Origin of the sequence: Brevibacillus fortis (genome assembly GCF_003013395.1) — a bacterium.
Taxonomy (GTDB): Bacteria; Bacillota; Bacilli; order Brevibacillales; family Brevibacillaceae; genus Brevibacillus; species Brevibacillus fortis.
Genome location: NZ_PXZM01000008.1, coordinates 15,304 through 34,275 on the forward strand (window position 1 = coordinate 15,304; position 18,972 = coordinate 34,275).

Here is an 18,972-nt window from a genome sequence, read left to right on the forward strand (position 1 = left end):
AGCGAATTTGCATAGGCTAGTCAAAAAAGTTTATCATGATGAGAAAGCTTCGTTCGTGTCCGGACGTGTGAGGAGGTAGTTTATGTTTTCCTTTATGAAGAATTTATTAGGTAAGGATCAACAGGATCTGAAAAAAGATATTCAAGAAGAGTCTGCCATTGATGTCGCTGAGATGAAAAACACCGAGGTCGAAATGGAAGGCAATGAGCAACAGGAAGCTTCTGTAGGTGGAGCTGAAAAGATTCGTACAGAATTGTCTCTGAGCCCGATTTGGGAAAGTGAGCTGGATTCTGAGAAAAAGTATACGCTTCGCTTTTTGCAAGAAGAATTGCCTGAGATGCGTAAAGGCATGGTTAGCGTAACTGGGTTTAGTATGATTCCGCAACCAAACGGCCTGACTGTCGCTATGTTCTTCCGCAACTCCACGAATAAGCCAGTGCGGATCAAAAACGTTGGGCTAGCGATTTATCTCGATGATAAGGCGTTTGCAAGGATCAAGGTGGATTTGTCAGATATGGACGCAATTCCGCCGCATACCAGCCGTCCGTGGGAGGTATTGTTCCCGGAGGAGAGCTATCTGCATGATAATTTCACCTTTAACCGTTGGAAAGTGGTTATGAAGGCTGGTAGAAATTCGCATGTGTGGCCACGTAATCTGGAGCTCGATCCCGAAATGGAAAAGCGCATGACCGATCGCCAAAAGGATCGTCTGGAAGCGTTGACACAGTCCTTGCCAATGATTCCGATTAATACCGTACAGGTTACTGGTTTTGACATCGGATTGACAAAGGAAGGACATCTGGTAACAGCGATGCTCTTCCGCAATGGGATGCCACATGAATACCGTCCAGATGAACTCAAGCTGACGATTGCTGATGCAAATGGTGATCTGGTAGCAACAGGTGTGCTGGATGCGAGTAGTATTAATGTGAAGCCGGGTTACAGCCGTCCGTGGATGATTGTATTCCCGCCAAATTTAGTGAAAAAGCCTGATGCCGACCTGAAAAGATGGACGCTTGAGGTAGAATAGAGCGCAATACTTTTGAGGTGTGGGAAAGAGGAGGTTGACTTATGAGTTGGTTATTGGAAAATTGGTTTGGTTCCAAGGAGAGCTTGGAGCAAGTACGCGAAGATATTCATGAGAATCTTCATAGAGAGTTTTATTTGGGTGTATCCGGATTGGAGAATCCGCAGCAATCTGCGAATCGTGTGGAATCGAAGGAATTGTTTTTGGTGCTAAACGGTCCGTGGGATGATCAATTGGACGAAGCTGAGCATGAGCTCTTGCAATACGCGCATGATGAAATGCCTCCAGTTGTTCGTAACGAAGTAGGTATCATTCCTTTCTACACACAGGTTACCAATGATGGTTACTTGGTTCTTACCTACGTTCGCAATGCGACTGACCGCAGCATTTTGCTGCAAAAGCTTCCACTGTCTTTGGTGACAGAGGATGGAGAGGAAGTCGCGAGAAAGACTTTTGATCTGATCACATCTGGTCCAGTGATGGAAATGTCCAGCCGTCCAATGGAATTCATGTTCCGCTGGGATGAGTTCGACCGTATTCCTGAAAAAGAGGTTCCTCTGAAGCTGACCTACATCAAGCTGAAAAAGAACGAAGTGGAAGAGAATCAAAATTATAATTTGGGTCTGAGTGCAGATGAGTCCAAGCAATACTTGCAGCAGGCTGCTGAGAAAGCTCCAATTGCAGAGGGCGAAGTAGACTTACAAGTCCTCGATATCAAGCCGGGTGAAGATAACGGCCTAAAAGTCATCGTTGCTTTCCGTAACGGTCTGGGAAAACGTCTGGAGTTTACTGAAGTGCCGATTATCGTTCATGATAAGGATGGCGATACAGTAGCACGTGTACACTTTACCCTGGAAAACATGAAGGTAGAAGCAAATAGCCATCGTGTATGGGCATTTGACATTCCGTTCTCCTCCATCAAAAAGGAAGAGGTAAATCTGGCGGAACTGACTGCTTTTATTCCGAAAGCACAGCAAAGAAAAAAAGAAAAAGCTCAGGTAGCACCTGAAGTGGAAGACAATAAAGGTTTGTTACAGTAAGGATAAAACCCTTTTTGCCCATGGTGAAAAGGGTTTTGTACTGTTATAACGTTCCAAATATTGGGTGATCAGGGTTGCATGTCTCCCTTTTCATCCGCTATGCTAGGACGAGAAGATAAATACCTGAATTCCTTTTAGACTGCTTATTGTGCAGGGGAGAGAAGGAAGGACTGTTTTGCATGAAAAAATTAGTGAACATGTCAGTAGCGACTGCGTTAAGTGTCGCACTAGTGATGGCAAACAACCAAACGATCTATGCTGCAGCACCACCTGCATCGAATGACTACTATTTAAGTAACCAGCTTCATTTGAGTCAGATTAGAGCTCATCAAGCTTGGTCAGTCGTAAATAGTAATGAACAGATTATCATCGCAGTGCTAGACTCCGGTGCGGATTATAAGCATCCTGATTTGAAGGACAACCTTCTGCCAGGTGTGAATCTTGTGAATCCCGGGAGGTCTGCCCAGGACGATAACGGACATGGAACAGAAGTAACTGGTGTACTGGCTGCTAGCGGGAATAACAGTATTGGTGTATCCGGTGTCTTGTGGAATGCCAAGGTTTTGCCTATTAAAGTTTTGGCCAAAAATGGAGATACTACGGTGCAGACTCTTGCTAAGGGTATCAATACTGCCTTGGATCGTGGTGCCAAAGTCATCATGATGTCTCTCAGCAGTATGGCCTACTCCAAGGAATTGGCGAATGCTGTTCAACGAGCGGAAAGAAGCGGAGCTGTGCTGATTGCCGCAAGTGGCAATGAAAGCAGCCGTGTAGCATATCCAGCAGCATATCCTACAGTGATTGCCGTAGGCGCTGTAAGGGGTAACAATGAAGTGATCTACCAGAGCAATACAGGGCCTGAGCTGAACCTAGTAGCACCTGGTTTCAACGTCTATACGACCAAGCTCGGGGGAAAATATGGTTCATTTAGCGGCACCTCAGCAGCAGCTCCTCAAGTAGCTGGCGCAGCAGCGCTCATACTTGCCCGTTATCCCAAGCTCAGCCCATTAGATGTGAGGCAATTGCTTTATCAAACGGCTACTGATTTGGGGGAAAAGGGATGGGACCGGAAAACGGGCTACGGGTTGCTAAATGTCGATAAGGCCGTTCGATCGGCCCTATCCTACGACTTTTTAGAGCCGAATAATCAGTCGTACTCAGCAAAAGCGTTCCCGATCGAGTCACAGATACGTGGGAATTTGGGGCCAAAAGACACGATAGACTGGTTCAAAATGGACATCCCTTACGATGGAAAGGTCAGCTTCACAGCGTCAGTGACTTCGGGTATTTCTTCAGCGATGGCAGCTACCTTTTACCCAGAGAATCGTACGCCGATTACGCAGTACTTTGGGAATGGTGATACGATAACGGTTCCGGTCAAGGCGGGAACTATGAGTATCCGCTTAATGCGTAACGGAGGAGTCAACAATGCGTTTACCTACGTGTTGACGAGCAAGTTTACCATCAATCCGGATCGTAACGAACCGAACGATACGCAAGAGACGGCAAGACCGCTCGTAGGTAATCAAATCAGTGTAACAGGCAATTTTCACGATGAAGGGGATCAGGATTGGTTCTCCTACTATGTTCGTGAATACGGGCATTTGGATGTCTCCGTAGGCCCTGATAACAAGCGTGTCGATCTGTTGCTGGGTATTGGTAAACAAGAGCCCGGGAAAAATACGGTTGTCTGGGACCCTAACTACGATAATGGAACGAAAGACAATCCAACAGAGCGTGTCAAAAAAGAAGTTTCGCCGGGCAAGTATTACATCCGTGTGAGTGAGTACAATCGTAATGCGGTGAATGGTGAATATCAGCTGGATCTGGGATACACGCCCGTAAAAAAAGATTTTAATGAGCCGAATGACACCTATCAAAAAGCGTCTCCGCTAAGCGGTGGGTCAGTGATGTCAGGCACAATACCAACGGCTACTGATTCCGACTGGTTCCAATTTACTGTGAATAGTGAATCGTATGTGACGTTCCGAGCGCCGTACATTCCTGTCGATAGCGGCTTCCGTTTCGCGCTCTATAGCGATCGGAACATGAACTATGCAATTGCTTCGACGAATGAGGTAGCGGAACTGTCTAACCGAGGAAACGACATTATCGGTTTGCGTTTGCAACCAGGAAAATATTATGTGCGCCTCAATAGCGGTACTGCGTTCAAATATGAATCGTACCGACTCACGGTGACGCAACAGAAATTGATAGCGGGCTATCGCGATATTTCGGATCACTGGGCGCGCTCGGAGATCGTCAGACTTAACTCTCGCGATATCGTAAATGGGTTCAATGACGCGACGTTCAAGCCCAATCAGGCTGTGACCCGGGCAGAATTTTCGACGATGCTGCTTAAATCAATGCGTGCGACTGGTACCAAGGTAGCAACTGCCTATACAGGAAAAACGACCTTCAGGGATATGCCAAAAAGGCACTGGGCGTATAACAATCTAGGTGTAGCCTATCAATTAGGTATCTTGAAAGGATACCCGAAGAATGAAATGAAGCCGGATCAGCCGATATCGCGTGCAGAGATGGCGGTAATGATCGCGCGGGCACGTAATGTTTTACTGTATAACCACGGTACCACGAATTATCAGGATGTGCCGACAAGCCATTGGGCTTCTCCTGCCATTGAAGCTTTGACATCTAGGAATTGGCTAAGTGGGTACGGTTCTTCCTTTAAACCGAATGGAAGGGCAACTCGCGCCGAGGTTGTTGTTGTACTTTCCAAAGCCTATCAATTATAAGTAAAATTTTTCCTATTGACATCTCTGAAAAAAACAATTATTCTATATTCCGTAATGGATACTCTTATCCAGAGCAGGCGGAGGGACTGGCCCTATGAAGCCCGGCAACCGATCTAGAGCGGTGCTAACCAGCAGAACGGACATCTGTTCTGGCCGATAAGAGGATGAAGGAAGCAAAAAACGCTCAAACCTTTTCCTCCTAAAAGATGGAAAAGGTTTTTTATTTGCGTTTACGTAGATAAAATCCTAACTCGGCTACCACACTATTTGTATGAGGTCAAAGGAGGTATTTTCTCATGGCTTTGCAAAAAGGTCGTCGTCTGTTTACATCCGAATCTGTAACCGAAGGACATCCGGATAAAATTTGTGACCAAATTTCCGACTCCATCTTGGATGCGATCCTGTCCAAAGATCCAAACGCTCGCGTAGCTTGCGAAACTTCCGTAACTACTGGTTTGGTTCTCGTAGCAGGTGAAATCACTACAAACACGTATGTGGACATCCAAAAGCTCGTTCGTGAAACCATTCGTGAAATCGGTTATGACCGTGCGAAATTCGGTTTTGATGCTGACACTTGCGGTGTTATTACTGCAATTGGCGAGCAGTCCGCTGACATTGCACTTGGTGTAGACCAAGCATTGGAAGCACGCGAAGGCAAAATGACTGACGCTGAGATCGAAGCAATTGGTGCTGGTGACCAAGGTTTGATGTTTGGTTTTGCTTGCAATGAAACACCTGAGCTGATGCCACTTCCAATCAGCATGTCTCACCAATTGGCTCGTCGTCTGACTGAAGTACGTAAAAACGGAACACTTGCTTACCTCCGTCCTGACGGAAAAACACAAGTAACCGTTGAGTACGATGGCGACAAACCAGTTCGCATCGACACAATCGTTATTTCTACCCAACACGCTCCTGAAACGACTTTGGAGCAAATCAAGCAAGATCTGGTTGAACAAGTAATCAAACCAGTTGTTCCAGCTGAACTGTTGGACGCTGAAACCAAATACTTCATCAACCCAACTGGCCGTTTCGTAATTGGCGGACCACAAGGGGATGCTGGCTTGACTGGCCGCAAAATCATCGTAGATACTTACGGCGGTTATGCTCGTCATGGCGGCGGTGCGTTCTCCGGTAAAGATCCAACTAAAGTTGACCGTTCCGGTGCTTACGCAGCTCGTTATGTAGCGAAAAACATCGTAGCTGCTGGCCTCGCAGACAAATGCGAAGTGCAAGTTGCTTACGCTATTGGTGTAGCACAACCAGTTTCCATCGCAGTAGATACATTCGGTACTGGTACCATTTCCGAAGAAGCTCTGGTGCAATTGGTTCGCAAACACTTTGACCTGCGTCCAGCTGGTATCATCAAGCAGCTCGACCTGCGTCGTCCTATCTACAAACAAACAGCTGCATATGGCCACTTCGGACGCAATGACCTGAATGTTCCTTGGGAGCAAACAGACAAGGCAGAAATTCTGAAGCAAGAGGCTGCTCAATTGTAATATTCATGAACGACATAAAAAGAGCCTGGTGTTGCTACTGGGCTCTTTTTCTTTTTAGGAGCAAAGTCATCCAATTATTGGGTCAATTGTTGCACAGGAATTTGTAGGACTGTGTCGAATCTCCTAGTGAGGAAGTGGAGGAGGGGTTTTTTTGCCGAACAGAAGGCTCTTCCTGATCGTGTTTCTTACTTTTTTGTTTTTTGCAGTGGCTATTGGGTTGTTAGGCGAATCTTTTCTGGAAAAAAAGAATAAACAAGAAGTGCAACCTTTTCCCCAAGTAGATACGTCTATAAGCATAAGTGAGACAAAAAATGCTGAGCCAAACGTCACACCAAATGAAGAAGCAGCGGTTCAAACGAAAAAGTGGTATAACAATCAGGTTGTGGTTTTGACGTACCATCATGTCACGGATCAATCGAATCAGCGGTATGTCATAGCTCCTGATCAATTTGCCCGACACATGAAATTTTTGCACGATAATGAACTGAATCCGATTTCGTTGGAGGAGTTCCTGCGATTTATGGAGACGGGTACCTTACCGACTGAGAATGCTGTTTTGATTACGTTTGACGATGGGTATGAGAGTTACTACACAGAAGCATTTCCGATCTTACGTACATACGGCTACCCTTCAGTGAACTTCGCGATTGCGGGGCGCTTAAGAGATGTAGCTGATCGAAAACGGGAGAATATGACGCCACCACTTACGCGTCAACAGGTTAACCAAATGATTCATTCGGGACTGGTTACGATCGGGTCCCATACGTACAGTCTGCATGAAGAGGAAGAACGAAATGAGTGGGGCGATCTCGGCCCAGAAACAGCTCCGGTCTTTCTGAAAGACTTGCAGCGTTTAGAGGAAGAAAAAGAATACAGGGACCGCCTCTATGTGGATTTCAGTATATCTCGCGTCAGTTTAAGCGAATGGATGAAGCAAGAGGTCGATGTCATCTCGTTGCCATTTGGCTACACAAGTCCAATCGTACTGGAGACAGCTCGTCAAGCTGGCTACCGCTATGTATTTACATCCAATCGTGGATTCGTAAAACAGGGAACAGATCCGTTTGCCATTCCACGCAATGACATGGGACTGCGAGATGTTGAAGAAGAGCACCTCCAACAGTTGTTCACGAAGGCTAAAAATGAGTTTGAAGGAGAGCAATCATGAACAAAGCGATAGACATCAGCGTGCTGGACGGGGTGATCAAGCGAACGATTGAAACCGTAGAAACGAGTAAAACCCAAATATTTGATATAGCTGAAAACGCCAGACAGCATGGCAACTCATTGAAGTTTGATTTACATGAACTACGGCAAGAAATCTCCAAGGTGATTCAAAAAGTCGACGCGCTCGAACTCGCGTATCGCAAATCGCGCAACAAGCTCGTCTTGGTCAGTCGTAATTTTCATATGTACACGGAGGAAGATATCCGGGTTGCTTATGAAGAGGCGAGCCGTATTCAGGTAGAACTGTCCATTTACCGCGAGCGGGAAAATAATTTGAAGCGCAGAAGAAATGATTTGGAGCGTCAGCTGCGTACCTTGGAAGAAACCATCGTCCGTGCGGAAAAGCTGGTTTCTCAAATGGGCGTTGTGCTTGGTTACTTAACGGGTGACTTAAGCAAGATAGGCGAGGCGCTGGAATCGGCGAAGCAGCATCAGTTGATGGGCCTAAAGGTAATTCAGGCTCAGGAAGAAGAGCGCAAGCGTGTGGCACGCGAGATTCACGACGGTCCAGCTCAATCGATGGCGAATGTCGTGCTGCGTTCGGAAATTGTAGAGCGTATGTTGAAGAACGAGCGCATTTTGGAAGCGCAAATGGAACTGCACGAGCTGAAGGAAATGGTACGCTTGAGTTTGGCAGATGTTCGACGTATTATTTTTGATTTGCGTCCAATGGCATTAGATGACTTAGGGCTAGTACCTACCTTGCAAAAATATATTCAAACGTGCGAAGAGCGTATTCAGTCTTCCATCGATCTGGTAGTATTTGGTGTGGAGCCTCCTTTGCGCAGTTCAGTAAAGGCTGCGATCTTCCGTTTGGTTCAAGAATGTCTGAACAATGTGGAGAAGCATGCAGGCGCTTCGACGGTTCAAGTGAAGCTGGAATTTGTACAAGATTCGTTAAGTCTTGTCGTCAAAGACGATGGGGTCGGATTCGATCTGGAAAAACGCATGGCGAATGGCAACTCTTTTGGACTCTTGGGAATGCGTGAGCGTGTACAGCTCTTAGAGGGCAGTGTCGAGATGCAATCAGCTCCGGGAGAAGGAACCAAGGTTATATTCCAAATACCGATAAAAATGTGACATGATACGTAAATAAGTACTGGGGGATGAACCATGGATAAGAGACAGCAAGAACTCCGCATCGTGATTGTGGATGACCATCAATTGTTTCGCGAAGGCGTAAAACGGATATTGGAAATGGAAGAAGATTTCAAGGTGGTCGGGGAAGGTGCGGACGGAGGAGAAGCCACAGTATTGGCGGAAGAGCACAAGCCGGACGTCTTGTTGATGGATATTAACATGCCAAACATAAATGGCGTCTCTGCTGCAGAAAATGTGATTTCTGTAAGCCCTTCTACTCGTGTGATTATGCTCTCGATTCATGATGATGAGGGATATGTGTATCGTACCCTCCGTGCTGGAGCATCTGGCTACTTGCTGAAGGAAATGGGAACGTCAGACCTCGTTGACGCTGTACGTGTAGTGGCGAGCGGCGGTGCATACATACATCCAAAGGTGACGGGCAAGCTGATTGAAGAATTCCGTCGTTTGAGCGAGCAGGAAGGGACGGCAGAGCGTAGCTTCTCCGTAGATGAATCGCAAGCTATCGATCCAAAAGTGATCGAATCGCTCACCCGTCGCGAGCGGGAAGTATTGCAACTGATGGCAGAAGGGAAAAGCAATCGTGCCATCGGGGAATTCTTATTTATTAGTGAAAAGACGGTTAAAAATCACGTTAGTAGCATTTTGCAAAAGCTAAATGTCCAAGACCGGACACAAGCTGTTGTCATCTCCATTAAAAACGGCTGGGTGAAACTGTAGGAAGCGCTTCCTATTTGCACTCTGTTCAAGCCGTGCGGCATACCTTGGTATAGGAGGAGGTATGACCGTATGGAAGAGCTGATTGTATGGCTTTTAGCAGCATTTGGCTGCTCCTCTTTGTTGGTAATGATCGCGGAGCGCTGGAACAATCGGACGAAAAGCGCGAGCGAGCTCCCGCATGAGCATTATCGATTGCTGGTGCGCAATTCGGAACAGGTGCTGGAACGTGTAGTGAGGAGTCTGCTGTTTCGTTCGTATTGGAGTGGCAGACCTATCCGAATTACCTTGATAGATGATGGATCTGACGATGATACAAAACAGATGACAGCCGTCTTGAATCGTTATCCGTACGGCCATTGTTTGGGTGACGTACAGGAGGAGATGACGGCTGGAACCATCGTCATTGATCTGCGGGAGAAAAAAGAGGGAGCATAAAAGTTTGTTGAGCGTAAATATTACGAGCTGTCGACAATAGATCGGCGGCTTTTTTATTTTTCTGCGGCCTAATTCGGGTTTCGAAATTTATTTGCCGGACCTGTCTGTCTTTTTGCACACTAAGGGCAAGAAGGCAGAGGAGTGAGCGTATGCGTGAGTATTTGCTGTATATCAAAGCTTGCGGCGGATCAATACCACAGGTGCAGACTTATGTTACGCCGAGCTTTTCTGTAGATCGTTCTTTTTGGCAGGAGCGAGAAGGATGTGTCCTGCATGTCATCGGGAAAACGTCATCGCTTGCTCTGGCTTTTTCGTTGCGTGCGAAGGTGAACGGGTACTTGATGGAACAAGTCGGTAAAGGACGGATGCTGACTGAAGGATATGTAAAAGAGTTGAGAGCGCTGGCGGTAAGTAGTGTGTGCGAAGCGAGCAGCTTATATGGACGGGAAGCAGTGAGTGTACAGGACCGCCTAGAGCAGGGGTGGTTTTCTTGGGAGCCAATCGAGGAGAGTGTGGAAGTTTCGTATCGAGGTGGCAAAGAATCGCGGAAATGGACGGGTGCACAGTTGGGCTTTTTGGGTGGTCGCGAGCTTCTTCGAAGGAGCTCATCTCGAGAGAATCTACAAGAAGCTGTTTTGAACGAGCTTTTGGACGGGCGTGCGCTCCTTTGGGACGAAATAGAGACCTTGCTGAAAAAGCGAGGGGCGGACGCGCAGGATTTGTTAGCCATTTTGCATTCATTCGTGCTTGCAAACAAAGCGGAATGGCGACCTGGCATTCGTCTTGCGGTTACAAAAGGATGGTGGCGCAAGCAGCTGGAGTTGGTTTGTGAACGCTGCGGAAGTGCAGGAGCGAAGGTGGAGTTTACTTATTGTCACACGTGTGAGCAAGGCTGCGCTTATTGTACAGCTTGTTTAGGGATGGGCAGGAGTAAATGTTGCACGCCGTATTTTTTAATGGATGTAGGGGAATCCCTTATCCGAAGCGCAGACCACTTGCAGAACGTGGCGAGATTGGAGTGGGCGGGGAATTATTCGGCAGATCAATCGCGGGCAGCTGAGCGAGCGCGTTGCTTTGTAGCCAATCCGAGACCAGGGCTATCGGAGTTTTTGATTTGGGCAGTTTGTGGAGCGGGTAAAACGGAATTGTTATTCCCTTCTGTTACGGAGGCACTTGCTGCTGGCGGTCGCGTTTTGATTGCGACCCCTCGAAAAGATGTCGTGTTGGAGTTGGCTCCGCGTATTCAGCGAGTCTTTCCCGGGGCTAAAGTGATTGCCGTCCACGGTTCGAGCTCGGAGAAGTGGGAAGAGAGTGACATCACGATTGCGACCACGCATCAGGTCATGCGCTACCATAGGCGATTTTTGCTGGTGGTTCTCGACGAGGTCGATGCTTTCCCTTATCATAATGATCCTATTTTGTATCGCGCTTTATCTAGAGCAGTGAAAAAGAATGGGAAGCTCCTCTATTTAAGCGCGACACCTCCGGGATATTTGCAAAAGCGGCTCGTAGGAAAAGGACGCCCCACCTTAGGCTCGTCTGGCGTGATACCGCTATTCTCTGATACGCATGTTTTGTTGCCTGGACGCTATCATGGAGCTGCGCTTCCTGTTCCTAAGATTCTCACCGTACAAGGCTTACATAAGCGCGTTCAGAAGAATCGTGTCGTGGCACCGTTTATAGAAGCAATAAGTACCTCTCTGAATGAAGACCGGCAAGTTTTTGTGTTTGTCCCGCGCGTTGATGAAATTGACAGGGTGCTGTCGTACCTCCAAAAGTGGCTTCCTGCTCACGCAGAGGAGATGGACGGTGTCCACGCAGCAGACCCTATGCGGGAGGAGAAGGTCCTCGCATTTCGAGAAAAACGTTATACCGTCATGGTGACGACAACGATTCTGGAGCGGGGTGTGACCATACCAAAAAGTGACGTAGTAGTGGTAGGTGCGGAGGCACCTGTATTTGACGAGGCGTCATTGGTACAGATAGCAGGCCGAGTAGGACGGTCTGTTGATGATACGACCGGTAGCGTTCTATTTTTGCAAGCAGAACGCGCTACTTCCCCAACGCGGGCTGTCAGACAGATTTCACAGATGAACAACTTGGCTCAAAAGCTCGCGGAACAAAGAGGCCTTTCATGATCGGTGGGACGTGTGTCCGTTGTAGTGGGCGTATCGCTGCTCTCCAAAAGGAGACAGTAGCTCGTGAAAAAGCGCGACAGCTATCAGATCAGACTAGCTATCCGGTCATCTACCGTATGTTAAAAGGGATTGTGTTGTGTGGAGTCTGCCTTGATGCTTTGCCGTTGATTGGGAATGATTATTGTCAGCGGTGCGGGCGGGATATGGAGTATCAGACTTGTATCGGCAACGAAGGGCTATGCAGGGATTGTGTTCATGGAGAAGATGGACAGATTTTGGTGGCAAATCGGAGTTTGCTTCGCTATGAAGAGGGGGAGAAGGATCTACTCGGATTGTTCAAGTACCGTGGTGATGAGCGGTTAGCTTCCTACTACGGAACGCTTCTCGCCATTACGGTTCAACGTTTTTACAGGTCTATCGGATTTACCTGCATCACGACAGTACCCTTACATCCACAACGGCTGCGCGAACGCGGCTTCAATCAGGTTGATTTACTGGCCCGCCATTTAGGAGTAGCAACGAAGATTCCCGTGAGACCGTTGCTACGTCGAACGAAGGACACCCCAAAGTTAAGTAAGCAGAGAGGGCGTGTATCCCGTCAAGAAAGTATGCGTGAAGCATTTGCTTGGGATGGCAATAACATGCCTTGTGTCTCTAAAATCTTGCTCATTGATGATATTTATACGACTGGTTCGACGCTGCGCTCTTGTGCGAGGACAATCAGAGGACATATGGGGCCAAGCTGTGAAATATATTCCTTGACAATATACCGATAGCCAGTTTGGAAAAATTAAGCTATGATGTAGGCATACAATGGATGTGGGAACCGTATGAACTTTCTGAACGGAAAAGGGGTTGTCCGATATGTCTATGGGCAAGTTGGCAAACTGCTCGCGGTGTGATGCTGTATTTGTACAAGCAGTCCGTGACATTTGCCCCAAATGCTATAAAGAAGTGGAACAAGAATATGAGGCATGCGCCCAGTTTTTACGCAAGCGTGAAAATCGCGGAACGAATATTCATCAAGTGAGCGAAGCCACCGGTGTGAGCGTGAAGCAAATCACGAAGTTTATCAAGGAAGGGCGCATTTCGGTTGCCGGAAGTCCAAATCTTGGTTATCCATGTGAGCGCTGCGGTTTTTTGATTCGAGCAGGCAACATTTGCGAATCTTGTCTAAAAGGCTTGAAACATGAGATCACGCAACAAATCGAGGTAGAGCAACGATTGGAAGAGTTCCAACGCGCCGATCTGGCTAAGGCAGCTTATCGAAGAAAGCAGAATAGTGACGAATAGTTTTGTGCAAAAAAACTAATCGTACATCATGAAATTGCCGATGATACTACTAAGAGGTGTCATCGGTTTTTTCTATGAAAAGACTGGTGGTATGAGAGGATGGTAAACAGATGCGGATTAATGAACCTAACCGTGTCGGGATGATCAATGCTTACAACAAGACAGGCAACAACCAAGTAGGCAAAAGCGGCAAAATCCCGATGGGCAAGGATGAAGTGAACATTTCCACAGAAGCGTTGGAAATGCAAAGGCAAGTAGAAGATGTCAACTCTCCACAACGTCGGGAAAAAGTGGAACAGTTGAAGAAACAAGTGGAGGAAGGAAAATATCACGTCTCAAGTGAGCGGATCGCTGATAAGCTCCTGTCCTTTTGGAAAAAGCTGTAACATAGATCGAAAGATGGCTTTGTAAGAAGCCTCTTTGAATAGTTTTCGATGGAAGATGAGGAGAAGCAAGGAATGAATAGACTCTACGATCTGCTCGACAACTTGATCCAGTTGCACAAAGCCTTGTACACGTTAGCCTCGCACAAGAAAGAAGTGCTGTTAAAAGGGATCGTGGATGAACTGGTAGCCATTACGCGCCAGGAGCAAAAACTGATCAAGGGCGTCACAGAAGCTGAAGCAGCCCGCCAGCAAGTAGTAAAAGAACTGACAGCACAGAAGGGCTTTGCGCTGCAAGAAGGCACACTGGCTGAATTGATCAAGTTGACGACCAGTGCGGAAGAGAAGATGCGACTCATTTCCTGTCGTAATGAGCTAAGCCGGATTGTGACCGAACTGCGCGATGCTAACGACCTGAATCAGCAGTTATTGGAGCAATCCCTTTCTTTTGTAAACATGACGCTCGATCTGATCACGGATACACCCGAGGACGACTTCATCTACGGCAAGCCGACCTCGGATACGTATCGTCAGGCTAATCGAACTTTTTTCAACAAAAAAGCGTAAAGAGGTGTCGAAATGCGCTCTACTTTTCATGGAATCGAAGTCAGCAAACGCGGCTTGTTCGCTCAACAATCCGCGCTAAATACAACGGGACATAATATCTCCAATGCGAATACGGAAGGATACAGTCGCCAGCGCGTGAATATGCAGGCTACGAATGGTTTGCCTTATGTGGGGATGCAGGCGAGTATCGAGCCGGGGTTGCTCGGGACAGGGGTTCAAGCTACTAGTATTCAGCGTCTGCGAGAAGAGTTTTTGGATATTCAGTATCGGAACGAATACAAACGCCAAGGCTATTGGGATGGTCGTTTGGAAACCTTGGAGAAACTGGAAGGCATCATGAACGAGCCTTCTGACACTGGCTTGCAAAAGGTTATGGACCAAATGTGGCAAGCATGGCAAGACTTGGCCAAAGACCCGACAGATACTTCTGCTCGTGCGGTTGTTCGGGAACGAAGCAAGGCAGTAGCTGATACGTTTAATACGCTAACCAATCACATCAAGGAAGTACAAACCGATCTCAACAACGTGGTCAATGTAAAATCGATGGAGATCAATTCCTTGGGCCAACAGATTGCTAACTTGAACAATCAGATTGCAAACGTTGTGCCGCATGGTTATCAACCAAACGATCTGTATGATCAACGTGACGTATTGCTGGACAAGCTCTCCAAACTGGTGGAGGTCCGTGCAACTCAGTCAACAGCAGGTATGGTTAACGTGACCATTGAAGGTCGTGAATTTGTTACTGGAATTACATCGCAGCCAGTAGCTACTGTACAGAATCCAGCTACGGGCATGAGTGACATGACGCTGGGCGGAGCGGCGTTTGTGCCGACAACCGGCTACATGGCAGGAACCCTCCAATCTCGTGATCAGATCGTGCCGAACATGTTGAAACGCTTGGATGTTTTGGCAGTGAATCTGACGAAGGAAATCAACGACCTGCATCGGGCAGGACGAAGCTTGAGTGATATTAACAATGGGACTGTACAGGATCTGCCATTCTTTGTGGATGCGAATTCTTTGGCAACAAATCCTGCTTCGAAAAATTATCCAACGAGTGCATCCAGCCTGGTTGTTAACCCGGAGATCATGAAGAGCTTGGATGCCATCGCGGCAGCACAAGAAGAAGCAGGCCGCACTCCTGTAGGGAATAACAAGAGCGCTCTCGCCATTGCATCGATTAAGTTCAAGGTATTGGCTGCAGGCACTGGCCCTAATGACTTGGCAGAAAGCTCTACGCTGGATAACTACTATCGCTATACGATCAGCCAATTGGGTGTTGATGCCCAGGAAGCCAAGCGTAATCAATTGAACTCCGAAATGCTCGTTGGCACTGTTGACAATCAGCGACAATCTGTATCAGGAGTATCTATTGATGATGAGATGGCAGAAATGGTGAAGTATCAGCATGCATACAGCGCATCTGCACGTGTCATGACAAGCATGGACGAAATTTTGGATAAAGTCATCAATGGCATGGGCCGGGTCGGCCTCTAATTAGGAGGGTATAGATATGGCGGTACGTGTAACGCAGAACATGCTGAATAGTAATATGCTGCGGAATTTGCACAATTCCATGCGTAGCATGGATAAGCTACAAGATCAATTAGCATCTGGTAAGAAGATCGCAACACCTTCTGATGATCCTGTTGTAGCAGCACGTGGTATGTTTTATCGGTCATCGTTGATGGAGAATGAACAATATACGCGCAATGTGGATGAGGCAAAATCTTGGTTAGATATGACGGATAGTACGATGGACGAAGTTGGGAACGTTATGAAGCGGATCAAAGAGCTTTTAATCTACTCTGCCGATGGAGCCATATCGCCAGAGGATTTAAAAACGATGGGTTCAGAGGTCCAGGAATTAAAGAACCACTTGGGAACACTTGCTAACCAACAAATAAATGGAAAGTATATCTTTGCAGGTACTGATACAAACAAAGCTCCATATGATGCAGCAGCAAATGGCGGGAAAGGAGATTTTGTTAATACTAACAGTTCACTGATAAATTTAGAGGTAAGCCAAAATGTCTTTGTGACCTCAAACGTAAATGCACAGAACATATTTAATTTTCCTGATAACGCAAACAATATGTTTAAGTTGTTGGATAATGTCATTACTGAACTTAGTAATGGAAGAAGCGCCGCACAATTTCAGCAAAAAGCAGACCAGCAATTTGATAAACTTCTTTCGGAACGCGCATCGCTTGGTGCAAACGTAAATCGAGTTGAATTAATTGCCGAAAGATTGAAGACGCAAGAAGTAAGTATTTCTGATTTAATGTCAAGAAATGAAGATGCCAACATGGCAGAAGTAATGACGAATTTAAAAACGCAAGAAAGTGTTCATTCAGCGGCGCTAGGATCGGGAGCACGCATTATTCAACCGACATTGTTAGACTTCCTTCGCTAGGAATTGTAAGGGGGGAAGCTAAATGCAGATTCAGCAAATTCGGATGGAGAGTACCTTTGCTCAAATAGGTCTAAATATCAAAAAACCTATACAAGAAATTAAGCAGCCAAAGGCAGAGATGAACCTACATCAAGAAGCGGCTAGTATCTCGATTGAGCAGGGAAGAACGGAGCTGCAAATTGATTCTAGCCAGGCTAGAGCCAACATTGGGCTCATGACGCCCATGCAGTTTAGTGATAGTAATGCATCTTACGGGCGACAAAAGTGGTTGCAGGCGATTGCGGAGAAAAGTCAAGAAGGCGACCGTTTAATGAGGATTCATACAAGAGAAAATGCCATCGCTAACATTGGAAGAGAAAAAGGGCTACGTGCATTGGAGGGCGGATATACCCCTCCAGCAGCATCCTCAGATGAGGGAGTCGACGTAAGCGTCCAGACAAAACCGGCAATTATTAACGTAAAGCGCAACGGCATGAGTATGCAGCCAGTGTTGAGTCCTCCGGAGCTTTCCTATATACCAGGTAAAGTGGAGCCGTATATGATACAATACAATAGTCTCAAAATAGACGCGGTGGGTAGTCAACTGGATAGAACCATGTAAGTGAGGGGGAGAATATGAACACGAGTCAAAAAGTGGAATTGGGCAAGTTGTTTTTTGAAGATGGGATCCCTGGATTTTCTCATTTGCAGTTTTTCCAGTTGATGCAGGAAGAGGAGAGCCCGTTCTTTTTAATTCAGTCTACAGAAGATAAGGATGTTGGGTTTTGGGTAGTAGATCCTTTTGTGTTCTTTCCTTCCTATGAGTTTTCGTTATCATCTGTAACAAAAGAAACTTTAAGAATAAATGAATCGTCTCCCGTGGCTGTTTTCTCCATCGTAACGATACGAGAAAATAACCAGACGACGGTAAATTTGAAAGCGCCAATTGTAGTCAATCTATCGAATCGGATGGGTAGGCAGGTTATTTTACAGGAAGATTCATATTCTATCCGTCAGCAGTTGATTGAGCAACCAGCTACGGAAAACAAGTAGGTGGTGTTTACATGTTGGTCCTTTCTCGAAAGAAAAATGAATCAATCATGATCGGTGACACCATCGAGATTAAAATCATTTCTGTGGATGGCGATCAGGTTCGTATTGGAATTGAAGCACCTCGAAACTTGGACGTCTATCGAAAAGAAATATTTGATGCTATTCAGGAAGAGAATCGTCTGGCTACAAAGAGTCAGAATGATTGGTCCACTTTAAAGAGCCTAATTCAAACGAAAAAGGATTCTGGAGATGGTCAATAGACCATCTTTTTTCTTTTTTCTGCAGAAAAAGAAAAAAAGTGCTAAAATCTCGAAAGCTACAATCCGATAATAGTAATGTAGGGACAAAGTTACAAGCGCGCGATTGTGATGAGTCTCAAATTCATGAATAGTCACAGGGACGTGACTATCGACATATCAAGGAGGAAAAATCAATGATTATCAATCACAATATTTCCGCAATGAATACACACCGTCAATTGGGTGTAAACACTGGCAGCTTGGCGAAAAACGTTGAGAAACTGTCTTCCGGCTACCGCATCAACCGTGCAGCTGACGATGCAGCAGGTCTCTCCATCTCCGAGCGTATGCGTGCACAAATTCGTGGTATGGAGCAAGCTTCACGCAACTCCCAAGACGGTATTTCTTTGATCCAAGTAGCTGAGGGTGCTCTGCAAACAGTAAATAACATGCTTGTTCGCGTTAAAGAACTGGCTACTCAATCTGCGAACGGTACTTATGACAGCACTAACGACCGTGCTCGTATGCAAGAAGAATTGGCTGAACTGGCAAAAGAAGTAACAAACATTAAAGGTAATACTAAATTCAACGGAATCAATCTTCTCGACAATTCTGCTGCAGGTAACAAAATTTCTCTGCAAATTGGTCAAGAATCTACACAAGTATTGGATTTGGATACTACGAAATTTGATCTTACTGCAGTAGATACAGCAGTTACTGGTTGGAAAATTGATACACAAGCTGCTGCAACTACTACTTTGGGTGCTGTTGAAGCGCAAATTAACGCAGTAAGTTCAGCACGTTCTTATCTTGGTGCAAACCAAAACCGTCTGGAAAACACAATTAACAACCTGAACATCACTTCTGAAAACCTGACAGCTGCTGAATCCCGTATCCGTGACGTAGATATGGCGAAAGAGCAAATGTCGTTCACAAAGAACAACATCTTGACTCAAGCTTCCCAAGCAATGCTTGCTCAAGCTAACCAACTGCCACAAGGCGTTCTGCAATTGCTCCGTTAATAACTTCAGAGTACGTTCATTACAAAGCTGTCGAATTCATTCGACAGCTTTGTTTGTATGTTAGAGAAAAC

Annotated in this window: 19 protein-coding genes and 1 riboswitch; all 19 genes read left to right on the forward strand. The window is 46.4% G+C overall.

Annotated elements, in window-relative coordinates; genetic code table 11:
- Nucleotides 1–82 precede the first annotated feature (82 nt).
- Nucleotides 83–1,030 carry an SLAP domain-containing protein gene (locus tag C7R93_RS06525; RefSeq protein WP_106838047.1) on the forward strand — a complete coding sequence of 316 codons (948 nt, stop codon included), beginning with the start codon at nucleotides 83–85 and terminating at the stop codon, nucleotides 1,028–1,030.
- 41 nt (nucleotides 1,031–1,071) lie between these two features.
- On the forward strand, nucleotides 1,072–2,067 hold the full coding sequence (locus tag C7R93_RS06530) for an SLAP domain-containing protein (RefSeq protein ID WP_106838048.1): 996 nt from the start codon (nucleotides 1,072–1,074) through the stop codon (nucleotides 2,065–2,067).
- Between the two features lie 179 nt (nucleotides 2,068–2,246).
- A complete protein-coding gene (locus C7R93_RS06535; protein ID WP_106838049.1) occupies nucleotides 2,247–4,823 on the forward strand; it encodes a S8 family peptidase in 2,577 nt (858 codons plus the stop codon).
- A gap of 61 nt (nucleotides 4,824–4,884) precedes the next feature.
- Nucleotides 4,885–4,986: riboswitch (SAM riboswitch) on the forward strand.
- Nucleotides 4,987–5,119: 133 nt separating this feature from the next.
- A complete protein-coding gene (metK, locus tag C7R93_RS06540; RefSeq protein ID WP_106838050.1) occupies nucleotides 5,120–6,325 on the forward strand; it encodes a methionine adenosyltransferase in 1,206 nt (401 codons plus the stop codon).
- A gap of 151 nt (nucleotides 6,326–6,476) precedes the next feature.
- The gene (locus C7R93_RS06545) at nucleotides 6,477–7,493 is read left to right on the forward strand and encodes a polysaccharide deacetylase family protein (protein WP_106838051.1); all 1,017 of its coding nucleotides are present in this window, start codon (nucleotides 6,477–6,479) and stop codon (nucleotides 7,491–7,493) included.
- Nucleotides 7,490–8,632 (forward strand): sensor histidine kinase, encoded by a 1,143-nt coding sequence (locus C7R93_RS06550; protein ID WP_106838052.1) that lies wholly within the window; start codon nucleotides 7,490–7,492, stop codon nucleotides 8,630–8,632. Before C7R93_RS06545 ends, C7R93_RS06550 begins: the two co-directional genes overlap by 4 nt.
- Nucleotides 8,633–8,665: 33 nt before the next feature.
- The gene (locus C7R93_RS06555; RefSeq protein WP_015893575.1) at nucleotides 8,666–9,373 is read left to right on the forward strand and encodes a response regulator; all 708 of its coding nucleotides are present in this window, start codon (nucleotides 8,666–8,668) and stop codon (nucleotides 9,371–9,373) included.
- Between the two features lie 69 nt (nucleotides 9,374–9,442).
- Entirely contained in the window at nucleotides 9,443–9,808 is a 366-nt protein-coding gene (locus C7R93_RS06560) for a glycosyltransferase family A protein (RefSeq protein WP_106838053.1), read from the forward strand.
- 149 nt (nucleotides 9,809–9,957) lie between these two features.
- Nucleotides 9,958–11,946, forward strand: a complete 1,989-nt coding sequence (locus C7R93_RS06565) for an ATP-dependent helicase ComFA (RefSeq protein ID WP_106838054.1) — start codon at nucleotides 9,958–9,960, stop codon at nucleotides 11,944–11,946.
- Nucleotides 11,943–12,722 carry a ComF family protein gene (locus C7R93_RS06570; RefSeq protein ID WP_106838055.1) on the forward strand — a complete coding sequence of 260 codons (780 nt, stop codon included), beginning with the start codon at nucleotides 11,943–11,945 and terminating at the stop codon, nucleotides 12,720–12,722. The genes C7R93_RS06565 and C7R93_RS06570 overlap by 4 nt, the downstream gene beginning before the upstream one ends.
- Before the next feature lie 88 nt (nucleotides 12,723–12,810).
- The gene (locus tag C7R93_RS06575; RefSeq protein WP_106838056.1) at nucleotides 12,811–13,239 is read left to right on the forward strand and encodes a TIGR03826 family flagellar region protein; all 429 of its coding nucleotides are present in this window, start codon (nucleotides 12,811–12,813) and stop codon (nucleotides 13,237–13,239) included.
- Nucleotides 13,240–13,349: 110 nt separating this feature from the next.
- Nucleotides 13,350–13,625: a flagellar biosynthesis anti-sigma factor FlgM gene (flgM, locus tag C7R93_RS06580; RefSeq protein WP_106838057.1), complete on the forward strand. Its 276-nt coding sequence runs from the start codon at nucleotides 13,350–13,352 to the stop codon at nucleotides 13,623–13,625.
- A 72-nt stretch (nucleotides 13,626–13,697) separates the two neighbouring features.
- Nucleotides 13,698–14,189 (forward strand): flagellar protein FlgN, encoded by a 492-nt coding sequence (locus tag C7R93_RS06585; RefSeq protein ID WP_106838058.1) that lies wholly within the window; start codon nucleotides 13,698–13,700, stop codon nucleotides 14,187–14,189.
- A 12-nt stretch (nucleotides 14,190–14,201) separates the two neighbouring features.
- Nucleotides 14,202–15,689, forward strand: a complete 1,488-nt coding sequence (flgK, locus tag C7R93_RS06590) for a flagellar hook-associated protein FlgK (protein WP_106838059.1) — start codon at nucleotides 14,202–14,204, stop codon at nucleotides 15,687–15,689.
- A gap of 16 nt (nucleotides 15,690–15,705) precedes the next feature.
- Entirely contained in the window at nucleotides 15,706–16,608 is a 903-nt protein-coding gene (gene flgL / locus C7R93_RS06595; RefSeq protein WP_106838060.1) for a flagellar hook-associated protein FlgL, read from the forward strand.
- 22 nt (nucleotides 16,609–16,630) lie between these two features.
- Complete coding sequence (locus C7R93_RS06600; protein ID WP_106838061.1) at nucleotides 16,631–17,209, forward strand: DUF6470 family protein; 579 nt, start codon at nucleotides 16,631–16,633, stop codon at nucleotides 17,207–17,209.
- Nucleotides 17,210–17,223: 14 nt separating this feature from the next.
- On the forward strand, nucleotides 17,224–17,640 hold the full coding sequence (fliW, locus tag C7R93_RS06605) for a flagellar assembly protein FliW (protein WP_106838062.1): 417 nt from the start codon (nucleotides 17,224–17,226) through the stop codon (nucleotides 17,638–17,640).
- 11 nt (nucleotides 17,641–17,651) lie between these two features.
- Nucleotides 17,652–17,900 (forward strand): carbon storage regulator CsrA, encoded by a 249-nt coding sequence (gene csrA, locus C7R93_RS06610; RefSeq protein WP_106838063.1) that lies wholly within the window; start codon nucleotides 17,652–17,654, stop codon nucleotides 17,898–17,900.
- A 173-nt stretch (nucleotides 17,901–18,073) separates the two neighbouring features.
- On the forward strand, nucleotides 18,074–18,901 hold the full coding sequence (locus C7R93_RS06615) for a flagellin N-terminal helical domain-containing protein (RefSeq protein ID WP_106838064.1): 828 nt from the start codon (nucleotides 18,074–18,076) through the stop codon (nucleotides 18,899–18,901).
- Nucleotides 18,902–18,972 lie beyond the last annotated feature (71 nt).